Source organism: Streptomyces sp. NPDC043812, from assembly GCF_056436245.1.
This window is the reverse complement of the sequence record NZ_JBWKCY010000007.1, coordinates 209,326-233,378: the sequence shown is the minus strand read 5'-3', so window position 1 is coordinate 233,378 and position 24,053 is coordinate 209,326. Positions and strand designations below refer to the sequence as shown.

The 24,053-nt window shown below is 70.5% G+C and carries 18 protein-coding genes; 11 read left to right on the top strand and 7 right to left on the bottom strand.

Annotated features, from left to right (window positions below):
- Positions 1-120: 120 nt before the first annotated feature.
- The 11 genes from AC067Z_RS13485 to AC067Z_RS13435 all read left to right on the top strand — a co-directional run bounded on the left by AC067Z_RS13485 (position 121) and on the right by AC067Z_RS13435 (position 13,414).
- Complete coding sequence (locus tag AC067Z_RS13485; protein ID WP_478789634.1) at positions 121-465, top strand: hypothetical protein; 345 nt, start codon at positions 121-123, stop codon at positions 463-465.
- Between the two features lie 184 nt (positions 466-649).
- A complete protein-coding gene (locus tag AC067Z_RS13480; protein WP_478789633.1) occupies positions 650-1,429 on the top strand; it encodes a DUF4440 domain-containing protein in 780 nt (259 codons plus the stop codon).
- 236 nt (positions 1,430-1,665) lie between these two features.
- Complete coding sequence (gene helR / locus AC067Z_RS13475) at positions 1,666-3,813, top strand: RNA polymerase recycling motor ATPase HelR (RefSeq protein WP_478789632.1); 2,148 nt, start codon at positions 1,666-1,668, stop codon at positions 3,811-3,813.
- Between the two features lie 36 nt (positions 3,814-3,849).
- Complete coding sequence (locus AC067Z_RS13470) at positions 3,850-3,972, top strand: hypothetical protein (RefSeq protein WP_478789631.1); 123 nt, start codon at positions 3,850-3,852, stop codon at positions 3,970-3,972.
- 107 nt (positions 3,973-4,079) lie between these two features.
- Positions 4,080-4,682 carry a TetR/AcrR family transcriptional regulator gene (locus tag AC067Z_RS13465; RefSeq protein WP_478789630.1) on the top strand — a complete coding sequence of 201 codons (603 nt, stop codon included), beginning with the start codon at positions 4,080-4,082 and terminating at the stop codon, positions 4,680-4,682.
- A gap of 115 nt (positions 4,683-4,797) precedes the next feature.
- Entirely contained in the window at positions 4,798-5,721 is a 924-nt protein-coding gene (locus AC067Z_RS13460; RefSeq protein WP_478789629.1) for a TauD/TfdA dioxygenase family protein, read from the top strand.
- Between the two features lie 45 nt (positions 5,722-5,766).
- Positions 5,767-7,107 (top strand): MFS transporter, encoded by a 1,341-nt coding sequence (locus tag AC067Z_RS13455; protein ID WP_478789628.1) that lies wholly within the window; start codon positions 5,767-5,769, stop codon positions 7,105-7,107.
- 103 nt (positions 7,108-7,210) lie between these two features.
- Complete coding sequence (locus AC067Z_RS13450) at positions 7,211-8,917, top strand: aldehyde dehydrogenase family protein (RefSeq protein ID WP_478789627.1); 1,707 nt, start codon at positions 7,211-7,213, stop codon at positions 8,915-8,917.
- Positions 8,918-9,058: 141 nt separating this feature from the next.
- Complete coding sequence (locus tag AC067Z_RS13445; RefSeq protein ID WP_478789626.1) at positions 9,059-10,645, top strand: long-chain-fatty-acid--CoA ligase; 1,587 nt, start codon at positions 9,059-9,061, stop codon at positions 10,643-10,645.
- A complete protein-coding gene (locus AC067Z_RS13440; protein WP_478789625.1) occupies positions 10,642-12,231 on the top strand; it encodes a GMC family oxidoreductase in 1,590 nt (529 codons plus the stop codon). The genes AC067Z_RS13445 and AC067Z_RS13440 overlap by 4 nt, the downstream gene beginning before the upstream one ends.
- A 676-nt stretch (positions 12,232-12,907) precedes the next feature.
- Positions 12,908-13,414 carry a DUF1877 family protein gene (locus tag AC067Z_RS13435; RefSeq protein ID WP_478789624.1) on the top strand — a complete coding sequence of 169 codons (507 nt, stop codon included), beginning with the start codon at positions 12,908-12,910 and terminating at the stop codon, positions 13,412-13,414.
- A gap of 159 nt (positions 13,415-13,573) precedes the next feature.
- Here AC067Z_RS13435 and AC067Z_RS13430 read toward each other — a convergent pair whose 3' ends face one another.
- The 7 genes from AC067Z_RS13430 to AC067Z_RS13400 form a co-directional block, all read right to left on the bottom strand.
- Positions 13,574-17,677, bottom strand: a complete 4,104-nt coding sequence (locus AC067Z_RS13430; RefSeq protein ID WP_478789623.1) for a hypothetical protein — start codon at positions 17,675-17,677, stop codon at positions 13,574-13,576.
- A 664-nt stretch (positions 17,678-18,341) separates the two neighbouring features.
- Entirely contained in the window at positions 18,342-19,583 is a 1,242-nt protein-coding gene (locus AC067Z_RS13425; protein ID WP_478789622.1) for a cytochrome P450 family protein, read from the bottom strand.
- Positions 19,580-20,605 carry an amidohydrolase family protein gene (locus AC067Z_RS13420; protein ID WP_478789621.1) on the bottom strand — a complete coding sequence of 342 codons (1,026 nt, stop codon included), beginning with the start codon at positions 20,603-20,605 and terminating at the stop codon, positions 19,580-19,582. The genes AC067Z_RS13425 and AC067Z_RS13420 overlap by 4 nt, the downstream gene beginning before the upstream one ends.
- Positions 20,602-21,495, bottom strand: coding sequence for an NAD(P)-dependent oxidoreductase (locus AC067Z_RS13415; protein WP_478789620.1), 894 nt, complete (start codon positions 21,493-21,495; stop codon positions 20,602-20,604). Before AC067Z_RS13415 ends, AC067Z_RS13420 begins: the two co-directional genes overlap by 4 nt.
- Entirely contained in the window at positions 21,492-21,830 is a 339-nt protein-coding gene (locus tag AC067Z_RS13410; RefSeq protein ID WP_478789619.1) for an antibiotic biosynthesis monooxygenase family protein, read from the bottom strand. Before AC067Z_RS13410 ends, AC067Z_RS13415 begins: the two co-directional genes overlap by 4 nt.
- 829 nt (positions 21,831-22,659) lie before the next feature.
- Positions 22,660-23,052 carry a hypothetical protein gene (locus AC067Z_RS13405; protein ID WP_478789618.1) on the bottom strand — a complete coding sequence of 131 codons (393 nt, stop codon included), beginning with the start codon at positions 23,050-23,052 and terminating at the stop codon, positions 22,660-22,662.
- A 310-nt stretch (positions 23,053-23,362) separates the two neighbouring features.
- Positions 23,363-24,049 (bottom strand): helix-turn-helix domain-containing protein, encoded by a 687-nt coding sequence (locus tag AC067Z_RS13400; protein ID WP_478789617.1) that lies wholly within the window; start codon positions 24,047-24,049, stop codon positions 23,363-23,365.
- Between the last annotated feature and the right edge of the window lie 4 nt (positions 24,050-24,053).

Sequence of the window (24,053 nt, the reverse complement as noted above, 5' to 3'; positions counted from 1 at the left end):
CCGCCGCCTGACCGTCTCGCGGTGGCTTCGGCCGCCGCCCACCCCACACCCTCCGCAGGCATCCCTTGGAATTGATCATCTAGGTTGGGTACGTGCATACGGAACACTGGGGGCGGGGTCATGAGCTGGTACGTGCTGGTGGAGGCCAACGGGCCGCATAGCGACGACAAGTGGGAACTGGTGGCAAAGATCCCCGTCGAAGGCGGAAGAGAAGCAGCCCTCGCCCAGGCCGAGGAGATGAGCCGCACCTATTTGCGGGGGAACTACCCCGACAAACAGGGCCGCCTCGTGTTCCGTACGTCTCCGACGAGCTGGCTCGTGGAGCAGTCCCGCTTGATGCGGCTCGAGCGCTCCACCGACCCCGTCCCTCTCACTTCGCACATGCGTATCTGCGTCGCCGAGCTGGTGATGGCGCGGGAACCGGCTCCCCTCGATCCCCCCAAGAAGGGCTGGCTGGGTAGGTAACCGACCGTGGTCTGACCGAGTCGGCCGTCCGCGTTCTTTGAGGCCTACGGTCACTGAACACTGCGGAATGACTCGTCTAGCCGGGCAGGAGCACTTCAGGGGCTGAGTGCTCGTCCTGCCGCCGGTCCTGCCCCGAGACGAATTCGGTTGCGGCAGGATCGGTGCGCCCGGCGAGGATACGTCCATGGACGGCGCAACAGGCGAGGTGGACCAGGCGATCGCGGGCGAGTTGCAGCTCATGGATCCGCGCGTGCGGATCTCGCGGGAACGCGCCGGGCAACTCCTCGACCCGGAGTTCGTGGAGGTCGGCGGGTCGGGGCGGCGGTTGACGTATGAGGCCATGCTTGCCGGACTGCCCGACCATCCCGGCAGTTCGCTCGACGCTCCCCGCTTCGAGCCCTCGCAGATCTCAGGGGTGCTGCTCGCGCCGGGTCTGGTGCATCTGACGTTCGAGACCATGCTGGGCGAGCGCAGGACCAGGCACAGTTCGATCTGGCGCAAGGGGGACGGAGCCGCGGGTTGGCGGATGTACTACACCAGGCGACGCGCGTGCCGCCCGGTGTGGACTGAAGCGTGTTGCAGAAGTGCTGATCCAGGACGCCTCGAGATGGTCCAGGACGGCCTGGGACAGTCGCAGCGGCGGCGGCCGATGTTCCCAGCCGGCCGGGGGCCGGACGTGCCTCGATCGCCAGTACGTGTGGCCCGCGGTGCAGCGTCCCTGCCGGCCGTACCTGAGCGGGTGTCGCGCCGTGTGCGCGAGGGAGCCGGCGCTGACGAGTTTCCGCAGGGGGAGATGGCGACCTCGGGACGGACAACAGGCCGTCGGAGTTCCTCCCGGGCCCGACGAAACCGCCACCGCCGTAGGTGGTGCGTCGCGCCTCGCGAAGGGCTTGTCCGTTCCCCCAGCGGACGGCAAAAGGAAAGGCAAGGAGGTTACGAACTCCTTGCCACTCTCAACTTATAGCGCACCAGGGGGCTTGCGGCAAGACCCGGGGCATGCCGCAGAATCGCTTGCTCGAGGCCAGGACCTGCGGAAATAGGAGATCCACGAAGTGCGTGTGTTGTTGTCGGTCAATGGGTCACGCGGTGACGTCGAGTCGGTGAGGGGACGCGAGCTGCTGCTGCGAGCAATCGGCGCCGACGTGCGGGTGTGCGCGTCATCGGACTTCGCCGGCGCGACCTCGGATCGGGGCTGATCACATGAACTCTCTCACCACCAGCGCGTTCGACCTTCCCGAACGCCTCTCCCCCAAGGCCGACCCGATGCTGATCGCCGGCGACGAGCAGCACTTCACGGCCATCGCGGAGAGCCTCGAGCAGGCGATCGCCGAACTGTCCGACAGCCTCGATGCCGAGCGCAGAGCGCCCGGCGGCGTCGGCCGGGCAGCGATGGACCGGGACGCGGAGATCCACCGGCTGACCGGTCGCCTGCGCGCCCTGCGCCGCTTCGGTCTCGACCTGTGCCTGGGGCACATTGTCGGTACGGACGACCCCGAGCCCGTGTACATCGGACGACTCGGCCTCACCGACAGCACCGGGCGTCGGCTGCTGATCGACTGGCGCTCCCCCGCGGCCGAGCCGTTCTTCGCGGCGACCCACGGCAACCCGATGGGCCTGGCCAGCCGCCGCAGGTACCGCTGGACCCGCGGTCGGATCAGCGACTACTGGGACGAGGTGTTCACCGCCGACGCGCTCGAGGGGCACGCCGCGCTCGACGACCAGTCCGCGTTCATCGCCAGCCTGGGCAGCAACCGGTCGGCCCGGATGCGGGACGTGCTCGGAACCATCCAGGCCGACCAGGACAACATCATCCGGGCGGGATCCCGCGGCGCTCTCGTCGTCGACGGCGGTCCGGGTACGGGCAAGACCGTCGTCGCCCTGCACCGCTCCGCCTACCTCCTGTACTCCGACCCCCGCCTCGGTCACCGTCGGGGCGGCGTACTGTTCGTCGGTCCGCACCAGCCGTACCTGGCCTACGTCGCCGACGTCCTCCCCAGCCTCGGAGAAGAGGGCGTGCAGACCTGCACCGTGCGGGACCTCGTCGCCGAGGGAACCGGAGCAGCGCTCGAGACCGACCCGGACCTGGCCCTCCTGAAGTCGTCCGCGGACATGGTGAAGGCGATCGAGACGGCCGTCAGGTTCTACGAAGAGCCGCCCACCCAGGGGATGACGGTCACGACCTCCTGGTCCGACATCTGGCTGAGCGCCGACGATTGGGCCGAGGCGTTCGAAGCACCAGGACCAGGTACTCCGCACAACGAGGCGCGCGAACAGATCTGGGAAGAGCTGGTCACGATCCTGATGGACAAGCACGACGGCGACGTCTCGCCCGAGCTGTTCCAGAAGTCGCTGCTGCACGACAAAGAGCTGGTCAGGACCCTCAACAGCGCGTGGCCGCTGCTCGATGCGGCCGATCTGGTCGGAGACCTGTGGTCGGTACCCGCCTACCTGCGGATGTGCGCTCCGTGGCTCAGCCGCGATGAGGTTCGGAAGCTGCAGCGCGCGGACGCCCATGCCTGGACGGTGTCCGACCTGCCGCTCCTGGACGCGGCGCGGCAGCGGCTCGGCGACCCGGAGGCGTCACTGCGCAAGCGTCGGCACAAGGCGTCTCTCGCCGCCGAACGCGAGCGCATGGCCGGCGTTATCGACAACGTGCTCGCGGCCGACGACGACGGTGAAGGTGCCGTGACCATGCTGCACGGAAAGGACCTGCAGGACAGCCTGATCGACGAGAGCGCGCTGCCCGGCACCGAATCGGACCCTCTCGCCGGCCCATTCGCGCACATCGTCGTGGACGAGGCTCAGGAACTGACCGACGCCGAGTGGCAGATGCTGCTGCTCCGCTGCCCGTCCCGGAGCTTCACCATCGTCGGGGACCGCGCCCAGGCCAGGCACGGGTTCACGGAGTCGTGGCAGGAACGGCTCGAGCGGATCGGGCTCGACCGGATCGACGTGGCCTCGCTGAGCATCAACTACCGGACGCCGGAAGAGGTCATGACGGAAGCCGAGCCGGTCATCCGGGCCGTGCTCCCGGATGCCAATGTGCCGACCTCCATCCGCAGCAGCGACATCCCCGTCGTACACGGATCGGTTTCGGATCTGGACTCGGTCCTCGACACCTGGCTCGCTGCGCACGCCGAAGGGACCGCCTGCGTCATCGGCGATCCCACGTTCCGGGCGACGTCCCGCGTCCGGTCGCTGACCCCGGAGCTGTCGAAGGGGCTCGAGTTCGACCTGGTCGTCCTCGTCGACCCGGAGGCGTTCGGCAACGGCATCGAAGGAGCGGTCGACCGCTATGTCGCGATGACCCGCGCGACCCGGCAACTCGTCATCCTCACGAGCTCCTGACGTCGGCCGGCACAGCGTGATCGTCGCCCGACGGTCATGAGGACCGCAGCCGAGGGTGTCCGACTGGGCTTCGCGGCCGGCGCCCCGGCCGAGTCGGGCGCCACCGACGATCCGGGCGCCGGCGGGCGCAGTGGCCCGTGGCGCGAGGACCGGCCCTGATTGCGGGCTCGTCGACAGTCCCGCGCATCTGGGTGCCGGGACGAGGGGAGGGCGGTGGCAGCACCCCGTGGGGCCGACATGGTCCGGTGGGACCGTAGGCTCTGCGCATGGTGGAAATGCAGCCGCACGGGACGGTACGGGGGCCGGGGCGACCGAGGGAGGAGCGGGTCACAGGGGCCGTGCTCAAAGCGGTTGTCGACCTGGTCACCGAGCAGGGGATCGGGGCGGTCACGATGGACGCCGTCGCAGCGCGGGCCGGGGTGAGCAAGCCTGCCATGTACCGGCGGTGGCCCACCAAGCAGGACCTGATCATCGCCGCGGCCGAGACCCGCATCGGCGCACTGGCGGTGCCGGATCTGGGCGACTTCCGGGCCGAGCTCCGCTTCGTACTCACTGCCCGCCTGGAGGCCTACCGGCTGCCGGGTTCGGACCGGCTGATCGCGGGCCTCATCGGAGCGGCCGCCGAGACAGGTGCGGTGCGGGGCCAGTACGCGGAGTACACCGAGCGGATCACGAGCGAGACGAGGCGCATCCTCGAGCGTGGGATCGCGCGCGGCGACGTGGGGCCCGACACCGATGTCCGGGCCGCGGCCACCCTGGTGGCCGCTCCGCTGCTCTTCCGGCTGATCGGCGAGCAGGAGCTGCCCGACGCCCGCTTCGTGGACACGCTGGTCGAGCTCGTGGCCCGAGCTGTGGGCCCGACCGGCTGACGCCTGGCAACCGCGGCTTTCCGGCTCCATTTATTTGTGCTGCCAAGCCTCTTGCCTCACCACCCCCTAATAACGATACTTCCGGTAACGATTTCCCGGCCGTTACGGAGGACTCATGGACAGCGTCGTCACCGCCCCCGCCCCCACGCTCGACAAGCCCCTGATGCACTACGGGAAGCGCGTGCTCGAGCGCATCGCGCCGGGCATGGCGCAGCCGGACTACCGGCTCCTGGACATCTGCCCGCTCACCCCGCACATCGGCGCCGAGGTCGAAGGCGTCGACCTCTCGCGCCCGATCGGCGAGGACCTCGCCGACGAGATCAGGCAGGCCCTGCTGGAGTGGAAGGTGCTCTTCTTCCGCGACCAGCACGCCTTCAATCCGGAGTCCCAGCTCGCGTTCGCCGCCCTGTGGGGCGCCCCGGAGCCCAACCCCTTCTTCCCCAAGGCCGACACCGCCGGCGTCTCCCGCCTGGCCAAGGACGCCATGGCCATCGGCACCGAGAACATCTGGCACAGCGACCACTCCTTCATGGCCGCGCCGGCACTCGGGTCCGTCCTGCGAGCCGTCGAGGTCCCGTCCGCCGGCGGCGACACCATGTGGGCCGACATGTCTGCCGCATACGACAACCTCTCCGAGTCCATGAAGGCCCGGATCGAGGGACTCACCGCAGTGCACGACTGGGTGCCGAGCTGGGGCTGCATGATGACCGAGAGCCAGATCGCCGCGCACCGCGAGAACCTGCCGCCCGTCGAGCACCCCGTGGTCGTCCGCCACCCGCGCACCGGCCGCAAGCTGCTCTACGTCAACGAGCCCTTCACCACCAGGATCGTCGGGCTGTCGGACCCGGAAAGCCGCGAACTGCTCGACGAGCTCGTCCTCCAGGCCCGTGTCCCCGAGTACCAGGTGCGCTTCCGCTGGCAGCCGGGCTCCGTCGCGATGTGGGACAACATCGCCACCCAGCACTACGCGATCAACGACTACTTCCCGCAGCGCCGTGTCATGGAGCGCATCGCGATCGCCGGCGAACAGCTCTCCTGAACAGGCTCCGGAATCCCCTCCCCATCCAGTCTCCGCGGAGCCCTTGTGACCGACACCGATGTCGCACCCGCTGTGCCCGCCCGCCTCCCCAAGGAGACGAGCAGGTCGAATCGCCGCGCGTGGACCGTCACCGCGCTGCTCGTCGTCTTCATGATGATCAATTTCGCCGACAAGTCGGTGCTCGGCCTCGCGGCCGATCACATCCGCAAGGATCTCGGCCTGTCGGCGTCCGAATTCGGGCTCGCCAGCAGCGCCTTCTTCCTGCTGTTCTCGATCTGTGGCGCCGCGGTCGGATTGCTCGCCGACCGCATCCGGCCCAAGTGGCTGCTGCTGGCGATGGCCGTTCTGTGGTCCGTCGCTCAGGCTCCTCTGGCCGTGGGCGGAGGGCTCGCGGTGCTGATCGCCTCACGTGTTCTCCTCGGCGCCGCCGAGGGGCCCGCGTTCCCCGTGGCCCAGCAAGCCACCCTGTCCTGGTTCCCCAACCACCGGCGCAACCTGCCCGGGGCGCTGATCGTGCTGGGGGTCACCCTGGGAGTCCTGGTCGCCGCTCCCGTACTGACATGGGTGATCCACGACCACGGTTGGCGCGCGGCCGTCGCCGCGGTCGCGCTCGCCGGTGTGGTGTGGTCCCTGCTGTGGATCTTCCTCGGCGGAGAAGGGCCGTACGCCGCCGAGACAGTCGACGGCTCACCGGCCCCGGCCAGCTCCGCCGACGGGACGGGGACGGGTAACGGGACAGGGACGGCTCAGCGCAGGACGCCGTACCGCCGGATCCTCGCGACCCGTACCTGGATCGGTGCCACGGCCGCCTATTTCGGCACCTACTGGGTCATCGCCTTCGCCCTGGTCTGGCTCCCCTCCTACCTCCAGGACGGGATGGGCTACTCCTCGGCCGGGTCCACCCAGCTGCTGATGCTGTTCTGGGGTCTGAGCGGCGTCGTCGTGCTCGGTCAGGCCGGCCTGACCGGATGGCTGCTGCGCCGCGGGGTCGCGAGCCGGTGGGCCCGCGGCAGGGTCGGCGGCATCGCTCTGCTCATCGGCGCCGCAGCATGCCTCGCCCTGCCGTCGGCCCCGGCCGGCGCCGCGTCCGTCGTGCTCCTGATCGCCGGATTCGGGCTGGGCGGAGCGATGGCCAGCGTCGCCGTCAACACTGTCACCGAACTGGTCCCGGCCGATCGCCGTGGCGGCGCCCTGGGCATCATGAACGCCGTGGTGACCACCGCCGGTCTGATCGCCCCGACGCTGATCGGGCACCTCGTGGACACCCACGGAGCGGGCGGTTACCAGCACGCGTTCCTGATCACCGGTGCCCTGCTCCTGCTGAGCGGTATCGCCGCGGTCACGCTGATCGACCCGGACCGCGACGCGCGCCTGCTGTCAGCCTGACGACGCGCTCTCGTCCCGTAACTCCGGGCGCGGGCCTGCTCCTCACACAGCGTACGGAGCAGGCCCCGCTCTCCCGACACCCGACCTTCCGGCAAGGAATGACGTGAACACCAGCGCCCTCGACACCTCCTTCCTCGACCGCATCGTGGCCGAAGTACGCGGCAAGGCCGAGTCCTGGTCCGCGACCCCGCTCACCGAACGCATCGCCCTCCTGGAGCGGCTGCTGCCCCGTGTGGTCTCGCGTGCTCCCGAGCTGGCCGCGGCCGGTGCCCGTGCCAAGGGGTACGCACCCGAGTCCCCTTGGGCCGCCGAGGACTGGATCGGCGGACCGTGGGCCCTGGCGCAGAACGCCGCAGCGTATCTGCACGTCATGCGGCGGATCGCCGCCGACAAGGACCCGGTCGATGCCAAGGCCGTCCACGAGGAGAACGGCCGCACCTGGGTCGATGTCTTTCCTGCCACGGGCTGGGACACCCTCCTGCTCAACGGCTTCACTGCCCAGGTGTGGATGAGCCCCGGTACCACCGCCGACGAGGCACGCGACCGCGCGGCGGGCGAGTACCGCGGGCGGCCCGGGCGCCCGGCCGTCGCCCTGGTCCTCGGTGCGGGCAACGTCGCCGCCATCACCGCGCTCGACATCCTGCACAAGCTCTATGCCGAGGGCCAGGTCGTCATCGCCAAGATGAACCCGGTCAACACCTATCTGCGCCCGCACTTCGAGCACGTCTTCGCCGAGTTCGTCGAACGCGGCTGGGTGCGCTTCGTCGACGGCGGTGCGGCCGAGGGGAGTCATCTCACCCGCCACGACGACATCGACGCCATTCATGTCACGGGCAGCGACCGCACCCACGACGCCATCGTCTGGGGCACCGGAGAGGACGCCGATCAGCGCCGCCGCGACGACCGGCCGCTGCTCGACAAGCCCTTCAGCAGTGAGCTGGGAGGCGTCAGTCCGTGCATCGTGGCGCCGGGCCCGTGGAGCGACGCCGACTTCCGCTTCCAGGCCGAACACATCGTCACCAGCAAGATGAACAACTCCGGCCACAACTGCATCGCCAGCCAGATCCTTGTACTGCCGCGTGACTGGGACGGCACCGAGCGCCTCCTGGACGAGATCCGGCGGGTCATGCGCGAACTGCCCCCGCGCACCGACTACTACCCCGGCGCCGCCGGGCGTCTCGCCTCCGTTCTCGCGGCCCATCCGCAGGCGGAGACCCACGGCGAAGGCTGCCGGCTGCTCGTCCCCGACATCCGGGACCACGACGACATCCTGATCACCGACGAGGTCTTCAGCAGTGCCCTGGGCGTCGTACGCCTGCCCGGAGCCGCTCCGGCCGAATTCCTTCGTCACGCCGTCGACTTCGCCAACAACACACTGCCCGGCACCCTCGGCGCCACGCTGATCGTCCACCCGAGGACCGAGAAGGCCCACCGGGCGGCAGTGCGAACCGCCATCGCGGACCTGCGCTACGGCACCCTGGGCGTCAACTGCTGGTCGGGGGTCGGCTTCCTGCTCGGCTTCACCCCCTGGGGCGCCCACCCCGGGCACACGCGCCAGGACATCGGCAGTGGCATCGGCTTCGTGCACAACGCCTTCATGCTCGAGGACATCGAGAAGACCGTGCTGCGCGCTCCGTTCACGCCCGCCCCGCGCGGTCTGGTGACCGGCGACCCGTCGCTGTCGCCCCGCCCGCCGTACTTCGTCACCAACCGCACCTCACTGGCCACCGTGGAACGCCTCACCCGCTTCACGGCAGCGCCGAGCCTGAGCAAACTGCCCGCTCTCTTCGCGTCCGCCTTGCGCGGCTGACCCCCGCCGCGCCGAGCGCACGCACCCGCTCGGCGCAGCGCACCCCGGTGCCTGCCGCACTGTCCATGCCGTGATGCCTCCACAACCCGGACGAGCCCGTTGTCCGATGCCGCCACTGCCACCGAAACCCCTGGAGAACCCATGCTCAACCTCGCCGCCATGCTCGAGGACAGTGCCCGTGCCGTGCCCGACCGCACCGCGGTCCTCCTGGGCGTCCAGCGGCTGACGTACGCGGAGCTGGACACCGCCGCCCGCCGGGTGGCCAACCTGCTGCGCTCGCGCGGAATCGAGCCGGGCGACAAGGTCGCCCTGTCCTGTCCCAACCTGCCGTGGTTCCCGATCGTCTACTACGGAATCCTCAAGGCCGGCGCGGTGGTCGTCCCGCTCAATGTCCTGCTCAAGGGCCGGGAGATCGCTTACCACCTGGCCGACTCGGAGGCCAAGGCGTACTTCTGCTTCGAAGGCAGCGCGGAGCTCCCGCTCGGCCAGGAGGGCTGGTCCGGCTTCGGCGAGACGCCGGGCTGCGAGAACTTCTTCCTGATGACCGCCGCCCCCACCGAGGACTCCCCGATTCCGGGCGCCACGACTCTGACGGCGGCTCTGGCCGGGCAGAGCGCGGACTTCGAGACGGTGACCACGGAGCCCGGTGACACGGCGGTGATCCTGTACACATCCGGCACCACCGGCCGGCCCAAGGGCGCTGAACTCACCCACTCCAATGTGATGCTCAACGTGCTGACCTGCCACAAGCTGTTCGGCGAGGTCGAGCACGACGTGCATCTGATCACCCTGCCCTTGTTCCACTCCTTCGGCCAGGTCGTTCAGATGAACGCCGGCATCGCCTCCCGGGCCACACTGGTGCTGCTGCCGCGCTTCGACGCCCGATCCGCCCTGGCCCTGATGCAGCGCCATGCCGTCACGTTCTTCGCGGGCGTGCCCACGATGTACTGGGCCCTGCTCGAAGAGGAAGCATCCGATGTCGACCTGACTCAGATCGCCAAGAACCTGCGGATGGCCGGCTCGGGAGGCTCGGCGCTCCCGGTCGAGATCCACCGCCGGTTCGAGGAGCGGTTCGGCGTCACGATTCTGGAGGGCTACGGACTCTCCGAGACCAGCCCGGCGGCCACCTTCTCGCCGCGAGGCGAGACGGTACGGCCGGGCTCCATCGGACGCCCGGTCTGGGGCGTGGAGGTGGCCCTCGTCGCCGAGGACTGGACCCCGGTCGAGGGCCCCGACGCCATAGGCGAGATCGTCATCCGCGGGCACAACATCATGAAGGGCTACTACAACCGGCCGGAAGCGACCGCCGAGGTCATGCGTGACGGTTGGTTCCGCACCGGGGATCTCGCCCGCCGGGATGCCGACGGATGGTTCTACATCGTCGACCGCGCAAAGGACCTGATCATTCGCGGCGGCTTCAACGTCTACCCGCGGGAGATCGAGGAGGTGCTGCTCACCCACCCCGCCGTGAGCATGGCCGCCGTCATCGGCATCCCGCACGAGCGCCACGGCGAGGAGATCAAGGCCTGTGTCGTCCTCGCCCCGGGAGCGACACTCTCCGAGGAGGAGCTCATCGACTGGTGCAAGGAGGAGATGGCGGGCTACAAGTACCCCCGCCAGGTGGAATTCCGCACTGTCCTGCCCACCAACGCCACCGGCAAGATCCTCAAGCGCGAGCTCCGGGACGCGGGACCTGCTGACGCCCACGCGATCGAAGCTGCCCGATGAGCCTGCCTGACATCGCCGACTACGTCGTCGTCGGAGCCGGCTCGGCCGGAGCGGCACTCGCGGGCCGGCTCACCGAGAAGAGCACGGCCTCGGTCGCGCTCCTGGAGGCGGGCGGCCCGGACAAGAAGGCGGCCGTCCACATCCCCGCCGCCTTCTCACAGCTGTTCAAGACCGAACTCGACTGGGACTACACCACGGTCCCCCAGGCCGAACTCTCCGGGCGTCCCGTCTACTGGCCCAGGGGCCGGATGCTCGGCGGCTGCTCCTCGATCAACGCCATGATGTGGGTGCGTGGATTCGCCGCCGACTACGACGAGTGGGGAGACCTCTGCGGCCCGGACTGGTCGTGGCAGAGCCTTCTCCCCTACTTCCGCCGCCTGGAAAGAATCACCGGGGCCACCGACCCGGGCCACGGACGCTCCGGCCCCATGCACATCGAGCCGCAGCGCAACCCGAACCCGCACACGGCCGCCTTCCTCGACGCCGTCAAGGAGCTCGGCCAAGCCGTCGAGGCTGCCAACACAGAGGCGCCCAAAGGGTTTTCCCAGACCATGGTGAGCCAACGGCGCGGGGCGCGGTTCAGCACAGCGGACGGCTACCTCAAGCCGGCCCGCAGCCGCTCGAACCTGCACGTCATCACGAACGCGCAGGCCACCCGCGTCCTCTTCGATGGCCGCCGGGCAGTGGGCGTCGAATACGTCATGGGCGGTGTGACACGCAAGGTGATGGCGCGCCGCGAGATCGTGCTCAGCGGAGGCGCGGTCAATACTCCGCAACTGCTGATGCTTTCGGGCATCGGCGAGGCCGGCCACCTCCGTGAGCGGGGGATCGACGTTCTCGTGGACGCTCCCGAGGTCGGCGCCAACCTCACGGACCACCTCATCAGCGGCCTCGCCGTCGATGTGCCGGACAGGACACTCTTCGCCGCCGAGCGACCCGGCGAGCTCCTGAACTACCTCGTTCGCCGCCGAGGGATGCTCACCTCGAATGTCGGTGAGGCGTACGGATTCGTCCGCAGCAGGCCTGATCTCGAACTCCCCGACATCGAAATCATCTTCGCCCCGGTGCCGTTCATCGGTGAAGGTCTCGTCAAGCCACAGGGACACGGCGTGACAGTGGGCGCGATCCTTCTCCGGCCCCGGAGCACCGGATCGATCACCCTTGCCTCGCCGGACCCGCTCGACAAGCCGGTCATCGACCCCCGCTACCTCACGGACGCGGGCGGCACCGACCGTGCGGCACTGCTGGCCGGACTCGACGTCTGCGAGCAGATCATCGACCGCCTCACTGCCCGCGGCTTGTCCTCGGGCCGATTCCTCATGCCCTCCGGGGCCGAGCACCTGCCCCGTGACCGGCGTGACGCGCTCGCGCTGGCCGATCATGCCCACACCCTCTATCACCCTGTGGGGACGGCGCGAATGGGCCAGGACGATGCCGCCGTCGTGGACCCGCAACTTCGGGTCCGGGGTGTGGAGGGACTGCGGGTGGCGGACGCGTCGATCATGCCGACGATCATCCGTGGCCATACCAACGCGCCGGCCATCGTCATCGGTGAAAGGGCCGCGGATCTGCTCGGAGCGAGCTGAAGCGGTAGACGGTCACCATCGCGGTGACTCCCCGAGCGTCGCGGCGGCTACGGCATGAGCCCCGCGGCGCCGCCATGCGCACAGCGGCAAGGGCGACGACAACTACCTGTCCCCGGCGCCGTGTTCACCGTGTGAGTCGCCTGACGAGCCAGGCTCCAGCGCACAACACTCCGATTCCAGCAGCGCCCCAACGGCAGACGGCGCCCGCCAATGAACCTGCGGAGAGGGCGACCTCCGCGACCACCTGACCGATGGCGACGAACACTGTGAGAATCGCAAGGAACCCGACCGCTGCGATCGTCAGGTCCACCTCGTCATATTGCCGGGATGTCCGTCGCTCCATGGGAGCCATCGTTCCTCGCAGGTCAGCGAAACGCCAAGGGTCCAATCGGCCGTACTGGCGCGAAATGGCTGACCACCGCGCACAGCTGTGAGCACGGCGGTGTCAGATGCTCACTCCACCGACCAGGTCCTGCCCAGCGAGCACGGCCCTCGAACTTCCGTGACGATCTCATCGGCCGCAGCGCCGACGCCGTGCTCGCCGGGACCGACCGGCGGACCGCCGTCCTTGCGGCATGCCCGATCGCAGCCGAGCCATCGGACGCACTGTCTCCACCGACTGATGGGTGACGAAACCGGTTTCCCCAACCCACAGACCCGCGGGAATACTCCCTTCATGGCCGTGACACAACAACTTGCCCGGGTGAGCGGGGAGTACATCGCTCGATGCAGCGCATTGGCGGCAGTCAATCCCGACGCTGATCCGGAGTGGGACCCAGCTGCCAACGACTGGATCGATCTCGACTGGGCCCCGCGTTTCCTCACCGACGCCTGTGAACTCGCCGGTGTGGACTCGTGCACGCTCGAAGCACTCAACCGTTCGCTGGAGGGTGCCCCGGATGTCGACGTCTCGGTGCGGCACCACCCAGAAGCGGTCGGTCTTTTCGGGCCCCCTCCCACAGCTCTGGCGCCGATCTCAGTAGCCCACGTCGCAGCGAGCCTCGCTGAGCTGGACTGGAACAACGTGCTGACCGCGATCCCCGCAGACCGCCTCGAAACCATCGCCGGTGACGGCTTCACGGGCGACCCACTGGCCTACCTGACGACCCACTTCACCGCCCTGAGGAACTTCTACGCGGAAGCGGCACAGCGAGGGCTGTTCGTCGTGATGTGGTGGGACTGAGCGGTACCGCCCAGCGGCCGCGACCGGTGGAGATCCGCGACCGCGTACAGGGTCCGCGTCCTGCCGTCTCAACGCAGTGGCCAGCTTGCTGAAGTGATGTCGGCTCAGTCAAGTGAGCGGGGCCGGCCGGCACGGCTCCGAAGCCGTGAGCCGCGGCCATCACCGTGCCCGGTCCGCCCAGGCGCGGGCGAAGCGCTCGTGTGCGGGGAGCGGGACCGCCGTGGGGGCGTCCGACGGGGCGGACGCGGACGCGGGGCGGGGGGCTTTGGCCGCGGTGAGTTCCTTGCGGACCGCGCGGTGGTGGTCGAGGGTCCAGGTGTTCCAGCGGCGGACGGTGCGGTCTGCCGGGCGGTCGAGGGCGTGCAGTTGGAGGTGGAGGGCGGCAGCGTCGCGGCCGACTCCGAGGGTCTCCGCGGCCTCGTCCACCAGGGCCGGGACGCTGAACAGCGGATTGGTCTCGTACTGGCCGGGCGGGACCGGGGTGGCGATGGACCGGTCGGCCAGTCGGCGTAGGCCGGCCAGCAGAGTCGCGGGGGCGTCGGTGAGCCGGCCGATGAGTGCCCGGGCGCCGGCAGTTGCCGGGTCGCCGACCGGGCGCTCGGTGAGCGCCCAGGCAGCGGCGGTTGCGGCGGCCCGGACCCCGTCGACGTCCAGGGGCTCCGAGAGCCGGCCGGTGAGCAGGGCCGTGGCCCAGGTCTCCGGCAGCCCGCGATCCGCAGCCAGCGCCGCGGCGTGGCTGCCGTCGTCGGTGTACGGCCCGGTGCCGAGGAGCCCGGCCCAGGCAGCGGCCATCCGGTCCGCGGCGGCGGTCAGGCCGCCGGGCGCCCAGAGTCCGGCCGGATCCGCAGGCACGGCGGCCGCGAGGACGGTGCGCCGGCCGGCCGGGCCGAGGCGCCGCCGGAACTCGTCGTACGCCTGGGCAGTGGCCCGGTCCGCCTTGTAGGGCTTGGCGCGGAGCAGCTTGCGGTGCGCGTCGTAGTCGGCGCTGCCGGCGAAACCGTCGAGGACCAGGGCCGCGATCGGACGCGGCACCCCGGTCCGCCAACGGAACAGGTCCACGGCCTCGTCGGGAACCGGCAACGGGCCGTGCTCGGCGAGCAGTGCCAGCAGGAGGGGCAGCCGGGTGGTGTCGTCGAAGGCGATGGTGTGCGTTTCGCATTCCTCGGCGTCGGCGGGCGACGGGTCAGCGGCGCGCTGGAGGAAGGGGGCGAGCCCGCTGCGGACATTCCCGGAGGCCACAGTGACGGCTGCACGGAGTTCGGCGATCGGCTGTTCGGGAGCGCGGCCGGTCCGCCAGGCGCTGCCGGCTTGGGCGAACGGCTGCCGGCTCCACACGTCGAGCAGGGCGGTCAGGGCCTGCCGTTGCCCGTCGGGGGTGGCGCCGACGGCTGCCCGCCAGGCCACGGCATCGATCCGGCCGACCAGCACCGCCCACTCGGGCGGGGTGGCGGGCAGCGCGAGCACCCGGACCTCGTCGTCGATCTCGCCGCGCAGGTACCGGCCGTCGGCGGCGACCGCCGTGAGCAGGGCGGGCTGCGGCTGCGAGGGCTGCTGCTCGTAGGCGCGCAGCTGGGGCAGCAGATCGTGCAGTGCGGGGGCGAGTCGGGTGTCGGGCACCGGGTCGGGGAGGTCGACCACCGGGCCCGACCGCATCACGGCGACCCGGTGGGACAGCTCCCGTCGGCGGCGCAGCACGTCTGCGGCGAGCCGGACGGCGCGGGCGACGCCGGCCCGGATCCGCGGGTCGGTCACGCCGGGCAGGGGATGGGACTCGTCGTCACAGCTGCTGGCGACCGGGTCCAGCAGTCGGCGCACCGCGGGGTCGGTGACGGCCCGCAGGGCTTCGGAGGAGGCCTCGTCGCGGGCGGTGAGGAAGTGCCAGTAGGCGGGCGGCGGCACGGGCCCGGCCTGCTCGCCGAGGGTTGCACGGACCGGGGAACGGTCCCGGCTGCCGGGGAAGCCACGCACCTGCCAGAGCAGCGAGTTGTCTTCGGCGGCGTGGCAGCGGACGATTGTCTCGCCGGCCAGGACGGCATCCTCCCCGCCGAGTGGCAGGGCGAGGATGCCCCAGGGGCGGCGGCCCCAACGGCCGCTGCGGTAGGAGGCGGTACGGCCGTCGATGGATTCCAGCACGAATTCGCGGGGCGACGGCCCGGCATACGGGGTGCGATGGTGGACCCGGCAGCCGGTGAGCCGCCCGTCCTGGCCGAGCGGGGAGTTCGTGACGTCTTGCGGCAGCCACGCGAGGATCCGGTGGTCGGCGAAGGGCTCGGTGCCGGGCGGTACTTCGGCGGGCGTGTGGAAAACGGGCAGGGTGCGTTCATCGGTGGGGGTGCCCGTGTCCGGGTCGAGACGGGCCCAGCCGTTGCGGCGTCCGCCGAACACCTCGGAGCTCCAGACGGCGCAGCCGTCGCTCATCTGGTAGTCACGGTGGCCGATTCCCTCGCGGCCGCCTGCCCGCAGCACGCGTTCGCCGTCGTACCGGCCCTCGCCGTCGGAGGTGGCGAACTGGTAGCCGAGGCCGCCCTGGATGCTGCCGCCGTAGGGACGCAGTCCGTACGCCTCGGCAGGTTCGAAGGTCTCGCCGGGCCGTTCGGACCAGTAGGCGGCTCGGGGCCAGTTGTCCTCGTGTTCCTTGTTCCAGGCGACGAGGAACTGGCCACCGACCCAGTACACGGTGTGGCCGCGGGCCGTATCGGGCAGCGCCAGGGTGTGGTCACCGCGGCGACCGGCGTGGTCGACGGCGATGGCACGCGCGTCCCCGTAGACGGTGAGCACCGGCCAGGTGCAGGTGACATGCACGGTCTCGTCGGGCCGGAACTCGGCAAGAGCCTCCTCCAGAGCGGGCCAGGCCAGTTCCTCGGGCAGTCCGGCGCGCAGGACGCGGGCAAGCGGCCCTGTGAGGTCAAGGGCGTCGAGGGCCTCGTCGATGCCGTCCAGGGCGATGGCAGTGGGGCGGTCGAGGAGGTCACGCAGTTCGTCGACGGCTTCGTCGGCCGCGGCGAGCCCGCCGCCGCGCAGGGCCCCGATCAGCTTCTCGATCCGGGCGTGCACCTCGGCGGCGATGCCCGGGTTGCGCGGGAGCCGGCTGATGGCCGTGCCGCCGCCGGGACGGAGCCCGGCGTGCACGGTGCCCTCCAGCCGGGGCCCGAACACCGGGTCGGCGGCGAGCGCCTTCAGGTCGCGTTGCGAGTGCTCGCCCCAGAACTCGAGGCCGATGGCCGGGCCGGGGTCCTCGACCGGTATTCCCTCGGCAAGGCAGATGTCGAGCAGGTCGGCGTCCAGGTGCGGCCACCGGTAGCGGTCCTCGTGCAGCCGGACCGGCGTGCCGGCCGCCCGCAGCAGCGGGGCGAACCGGCCCACCAGGTCGAAGAGTTCGGCCGGCATGGGCTGGCGGGTCACGCCGCCGCCGGCGACGGTGCGGTGCGAGTAGCCGGCCGAGTAGCGGCGCAGCCAGTCGCCGAGGCCTCCCTCTGGGGCGATCCGGCCGACTGCGGCGGCGTCGGCGGCGCCGCAGCCGATGAGCAGCCGCAGCCACGCGGCCGCGTCGTTCTTCGACTCGGGGAACAGGTCGAGGAGGGCGGTGGCCTGGCCGTCGGTCGGCGGGTGCGCGGAAAGCGGGCCGGCGGCCGCGTCGAGCAGCCGGTCGGGTACGGCCTTCCCGCCGGCTGCGGCCAGCAGCTCGCCCAGCACCCGGGCCTCCTCCTCGGTGCCGAGGCCGGCTCGGCGGGCCGAGTCACGGACCCGGCGGGCCAGGTCGGCGGGCAGAGCGCCAGGGGACGCCGCCCAGAGCGTCAGCATGCTGACGAACTCGCGGTGTGCGTCGCCCGGTTCGAGTACACCGGCCAACCACGCGGGGTGGCCGCTGAGTTCGGTGGCCGGCAAAGCGCCGAATCGGGCGAACAGCAACACGTTCGCCTGCCGCCAACCGGGGTCGACGTGCAGCTGGTGGGTGCGTTCGGCGGCGCGTGCCTGGCTGTACGCGCGGGCGGCGGAGCGGCCGTGCGTTTCCAGCAGCCAGTGGCCGATGGTGTCCCAGAACCAGGGCAGATGGGCAGCCGGCAGTCCACGGGCCACGCGCTCCATGCCGTCCACGAACCGACCGGGCTTCTCCCAGGCCCGGCCCCGGTGCCGGTCTGCCTCTTCGAGCACGGCACGGGCGGCGGTCTCCACGTGCGGATCCCGTACGCGCGCCCAGTCGGCGTAGGTCTCGGAAATCCGGTGGTTGGCCGGGAGCGGGACAGGAGTACCGGTGCTGGTCATGTCCCCGATCTTGCCAGGGGGCACCGACAGCGCGCTGCGCCCGCCCGCGCCGTCGGCTGGGGCACGGGAACGCGTCGCCATGGATGGTGGATTGAGCGTGGGTGCCCCGGACACCCGGCGGTGCACACGCACTTGGTCACGTGACGGCGGGGCACGGTGAAGAGGCATGGGCCCGAGAGGATCGCCGGGGCCCTGGTCACGTCCCGGCGATCTTTTGAGGATCAGCCCGCGGCGTCAGATGCATGGGGGCCTCCTCCGCCCCACCGGGGCCGAGGGACATCGCAAAGCGGTGGGGGCACCATCCGGCCGTCACGCTGGGGGAGATCGCCCGAGGGTCTGCCACCGAAGGCTCGAGTCCGGCCGGCCAGGCGGCGTTCGGCGCTCGCGGCGGAGCGGCGGGGATGCGCCCGGGACCGATCGCGCCGGACCTGCGCGAGGTGGAGTCCGACGGCCACGGCCGCCTGACGGCGAAACGGCTCGGGCCCGGCTCCCCATTCAGGGAGCCGGGCCCGAGCCGCGTACCGCGGAGGGGCGCTGCCGCACAGGGCGCACGCCGACCGTGGAGGTCGTCAGCGGCGACGGAACGGCTGTGCCACTGCCCGCGGTGTGAGCCTGCTCGGAGGTCCGAACCGACTCCGCGGGGAGACAACGCCTCCGCTGCCGGTCACGGTTCGGGGTCCAGCACGACCGGCAGTTCCGCGAGGCCGCGGAAGGCCGGGAAGGGGACCTCCATCCACTTCGGCTGAGCCGCGGGGTCGGCCGGAGCGAGTTTCGGGAACCGGCTGAACAGGCTGGTGAGGGCCAGCTGCATCTCCAGCCGCGCCAGCGGCGCGCCCAGGCAGTAGTGGCTGCCGTGGCCGAACCCCAGGTGGCCGCTCTGCGTGTTTCCCTGCCGGGTGACGTCGAACTCGTCCGGAGAGTCGAACTTCCGCGGATCGCGATTCGCGGAAAGGAGCGAGATCTGGACAAGGGCGCCCTTCGGGATCCGCGTACCGCCGATCTCCACGTCCTCGGTCGCGAACCGGAACGTCGCGCTCTCCACCGAGCCGTCGTAGCGCACCAGTTCTTCCACCGCGGTGCCGACCAGCTCAGGGTTTTCCTGCACGGCGCGCAGCTGTGCGGGGTTGGCCAGGAAGTGGTGCACGGCATTGCCGATGAGGTACGCGGTCGTCTTGTGACCCGCGAACATCAACAGGAACGCCGTCGAGACCAGCTCGTTCCCCGTGAGGCCGCCGTCCTTGTCCTGGACCTCGGTGAGCGCGCTGAGCAGGTCGTCGCCGGGGTGCTCGCGCTTTCGCGCGATGAGCTGCGTGAAGTAGGCGTGCAGGTCCTCCTCCGCCTTCTGCTGAGCCCGCTTGGACTCCTTGCTGAAGCCCGTCTGCGCCACCGTGGTGGACAGCCGCTGCATGTGGGACCGCTCCTCGGGCGGCACACCGAGCAGTTCGCAGATCACGGTGATCGGCAGCGGGAAGGCGAACGCGGGCAGCAGATCCACCGGCTCCCGGGTGGGGCACGCGTCGAGCAGCTCGTCGACGACATCCTGGATCTTCGACCGCAGCGCCTCCACCCGGCGGGGCGTGAACTCGGAGTTGACGAGCTTGCGCAGCCGGGTGTGCTTGGGGGCGTCGGCGTTGAGCATGTTGTCGTCGAGCGAGACCGAGGAGTCACCGAAGATCCTTCGGTAGGAGTCCATGGCGCCGTACATGTCCTTGCTCAGCCGAGGGTCGGACAGGGCGGCCCGGGCGTCCTCGTACCGCGTGATCAGGTACGTTTCGAGGCCGTGCGGCGGCGTCATCGGGCAGACGGGCGCCGTGTCCCGGAGCGCGGCGTAGACCGGGTGCGGATTTCTCCGGAATTCTGCGGTGCATTTCTCGGCTGCGGTGGCGGGGTCCTGCGTGGTGGTCACGGACGGCTCCTGAGGTCGAAGAGGGCCTCGGCGTTGCCGCCGAGGATGAGCTGCTGGGACGCCTTGTCCACGGGCAGCTTCTCGATCATGCGGATGAGGTCCTCCAGCGGCGCGGCCATCGGCGGCGAGTCGCTGCCGAACAGCATCCGTTCGGGTCCGAGGACCTCCGCGTTGAGGCCGAGGTGTGCCGGGCTGAACGGGCTGGTGTCGACGTACATGCGCCGCAGGGCCGCGGCCGGGTCGGCCGACGGTGCGACGGTGGGCGGCGCGCCGCCTGCCTCCTGCCGCCCCGGCGCCTGCCCGCCGGACACCGGCGCGGCGGAGGACGGTGCTGCGGAGGGCGGCGCTCCCCCGCCCCAGTGCCGGGGAGCTGCCGCCGTCTGCAGCCGCTCCGGCAGCAGCGCCATCGCGCCGCCGCCGGTCGCGCCGATCAGCCGAAGATCCGGGTACTTGTCCAGCCATCCCGCGAACGCGATCATGGCCATGCCCAGAGTGACGTCCCCGAACCGGCCGATCTGCTCGACGAAGCCGACGCTGTCCACGTGCTCCGTGCCGATCGGTTCGGCCGGTGCGTGCACCAGGACCGGGACTCCTGCCTCCGCGGCAAGCGCGAAGAAGGAGTCCGCCCGCGGCGAGCCGAGCAGCTCGCCGCGGACGCTGGAAGTGGTGATCAGGCCGACGAAGGCGGGGTCCGCCAGGGTCTCCCGCACCCCTTCCAGGTGATCGTCGTCGCCGAACGGGTTGGCGTAGACGTACCCGCGCAACTGGTCCGGGAACGAAGCGATCAGACCCGACATCCACGCGTGGAATCCACGCAGCCGGTCGCGTGGCTGCTTGTAGTTGTCGACGCCCGGAACCCGTGCCATCGCACCGGCCCCCACCGGGCTCCCGATGATGGTGAGGTCGATCCCGGCCTGATCGCGGGCCGCCAGCATTCCGTCGACGTCGGTCAGGCTCGGGGGCATGGGGAAGCGTCTGGCAGCTTCCGGCGGGGACAGATGCCCGTGGATGTCGATGATCATGTGTGGGTTCCTGATTCTGGTGCGACTGCTCGTGTGACCGCGGCACAGTCCTCGTCTCCGAGCCCTTGCTCGGTGGCGCGGGCGTGGGTCTCCGCGGCTGCGGCGGTGAGCGGAAGGCGCAGGCCTGCCGCAGTCGCCTGCTCCGTAGCGAGCATGAGGTCCTTGGCCATCAGGCGCAGCCGGAAGTCCGGCTCGTCGAATCGCCCGGTGGCCAGACGCCGCGACTTGAACGACATGACCGGCGAGGCGAAGCCGCTGCCCGCAATCGCCCGGAGGACGAGCTGCTTGTCGAGACCGGAGGCGGCCGCCAGTTCGGCGGCTTCGGCCATGGCCTGCACCTCTATCCCCATGAGGAGATTGAGCAGCAGCTTCATCCGCATGCCGGAACCGAGCGCGCCCAGATGGACGACCTCCTTGCCCAGCTTTTCCAGCAGCGGCCGGCCGGCGGTGAACACTCGCTCCTCACCGCCGACGAACAGCCGCAGTTCGCCGTCGCGGGCGTGGTCGCGGTTGCCGAGCATTCCGACGTCCAGGACGGACGGCACGTCCCCGGCGAGTCGGACGACGTCCTCGGGCGCGACGGTGCTGGCGCAGATCAGGGCCCCGGGGTAGGTGCCCCTGGCCAGAACGCCGTCCGGGCCTCGCAGGACGGAGGCGAGGGCCTCGCCGTCGGCGACGGTGCAGATGGCAGCACTCGTGCCTTCGACGGCTTCGGCGGGACGGCCGACGGCGATCGCGCCGGCCCGGGCGAGCGGCTCGGCCCGCTCCGGGGTCCGGTTCCAGACCCGCACTTGTATGCCTTGTGCGATCAGGCGTGAGGCCAGGCCGCTGCCCATCGTGCCGAGACCGAGGACCGCGACGGGGCCGGCGTTGTGCGTGGTGTGCGTCATGACTTCTCCTCCACGGTCTCCTTGACGACCCGGAACCGCAGCGACTGCGTCGAGTCGACCCAGGTACGGAGCGGGGCCACCAGTGCTTGATGGTCCTCACTCTGCTGCCAGGCGAAGAAATGCTCGGGCGTCTCCCACTCGCTGGTGATCACCCACTGACGGGAGTCGTCAACGGGTGCTCCCAGCCTTTCGACGATGTGCCCGGGCGTACGAGCGACGGATTTCCGCATCTGCTCGTACATCTCCAGGAATCCCTGCTCGCCGCCCTCGATCACGCGAACCGCGAAAACCACGGACAGCCTTTCGGCCGATTGGCCGTTCTTCACAGTGCCCATGTCTCCTCCTGATGGTGAGATCCGGCAGGACACGCTCTCCAAGGACTCATGGCCACCATGGCGACGCAACTCCGGGGGGTGCACGGCCCAGTCGGGACAAGGGCCCTCCCTCACCACCTAGACCGTTCGAGTGAGTCCGGAAGGGCCCCTCGCCCAGGCGGATCCGAGCCCCGCGCCGACCGCGCCTCGTGCCCCGAATGGCGCCGAAAGCCCCTACGAAAGAGGGACAGCGACGAACCGTTTCCCGCCCGATGCGGGTGGAGACCTGGAGCAACGGGCCGACGGCCCCGTCCGCCGGTACCCGGGGCACCGAGCGGGGTGCCCGGTAGGCGCCGCGATCGACGGTCTGTCACATCCCCGGCCGACACCCCCGAGCGCCTACGACCCGCAGCACGGCCGCCCGCGCGAGCACGGCGTCGGCCGACGCCGAGTTCCCCGTAGTGCTGTTCCGAGGCGGCCGGGCTGATGCGGACTTCCTTGCGAGCCTTGACGACGCCGGAACGCTTCCGGCGTCGGGAGTCGGTTCAGTGTCGGGACTGCGGCACCCGGCTCGATCGCGGCGTGCCCCGCGTATGCGGGGACCTCGGCGGAGAGTGGACCTGCAGCGTCCCGGCCGGTGGCGTCCCCGGCGCCTGTCTCATGGCGCGGACAGCCGCGCCGAGTTGACCTTGACGGTCCGGGCACAGGTGACGCCGGACCACCCGCTCCCCCGCTGCACAGAGGGAGCCTGGGGCACTCGGGTCCCGCTCCCATCGTCCCTCGGAACATGCACGCCACCGACAGGCGCCACAACGCCCTCGTGGCCAGGGCAAATGCCGCATGACCCGCACTACTCGGCCTGGCCGCGACGCAGGAAACACCGGATGTCGTCAAGGCCGTCGAGGGCCCGTCCGTCCACGTCGGACGGATCCGCCTCGGCACGCGCCGCCAGGGACTCCGCCAGGGCAACGGCCTCATCGCTGAGATGCCCGAAGCGTCGAGCGGTGTGGCCCAGGCAGAGGCCCGCCAGTCCGAGCAGTGGACTGCCCGACACGGCCCGCGTCCCGATCTCCATGCACCAGTGCTCCACGAACGCCCGGCTGTCGTCGTTCAACGCGATCCCGACCAGCTCGCTCGCCGCCTCGCCCTCCTGCGAGTGGTCGCGCAGGGCTCGCTCGAAGGTCTCGGCCACCACGTCATGAAGCGGTGCAGGAGGGTTCTCGGAGCTCAGGTGCGCGTGCATGCCGTGAGACTACGCGCACCACGGCAACGTCCTCGGCTCCCCCGGCCCGACCGGGGGACCGAGGCGGACGTTGCAAGAAGCGGCACTAGCGATGGCTGCGTCGGAACGTACGCGACAGTCGTGCCGCGCAGGGCGCGGTACGTGCGATCCGACACCCCCGGCCACTCCCTGGCCGGCTGTCAACTTCGGCGCAGTCGAGCACAGTCCGTCCACTCCGTGCGGGCTACGACTGCGGCGCGTCACCCCGTGCAGCCCCAGCATCAACTGACTTGGAACTCGCGCCGGGAGACTCCTTTGCCGGTCTTGGAACTCAGGCAGTGCACGGAGTCGCGGCGGGACGCCGCCCCGCGGTGAACGCGGCCGGCGGGACACCCATGAAGTGACGGAACTCGGCCGTCATGTGGGACTGGTCGTAGTAACCCGCCGTCGCGGCGATGTCCGACCACCGGCCGGCATCGGCCGCGAGCACGGTGCGAACGCGGTCGATGCGTGCGAAGTGCTTGGGGGACAGGCCGGTGCCGGCGGTGAACAGGGTGTGCAGGCGGCGCTCACTGATGTGCAACCGGGCCGCGGTCGTGGCGACAGTGGTGCCGACCAGTAGGTGTGCCGCCTCGTCGAGCCGCTCCGGAGGCTCCGGCCGATCAACCAATGCCACTTCGAGAGCGGCGATCGGATCGGCGGCGAGCTGGTCGACGTCCAGGCCCGGTAGTTCGCGGAGCGGCAGGGCGCGGTCGGCGAGATCACGCAGCGGACGGCCGAGCAGGGCTTGGGCACGACCCGGCCGCATGCGAACCCGCACGCACGAGTGGCTGGGCGCGCCGACGTGATAGGCGGCCCGGGTACGGGGGCCCATGACTATCAGCTCACGCTTGTCACTGCGCAGGAGAAGTGTGGTGGCGTGATCGGGCACGTCGACCGCCGCCGAATCGGCCCCCGTAGCGACATCGATCCCGGCCACCCAACGCACAAGGGCAGGCGGCATGTTGAGAGAGCTCACGCGG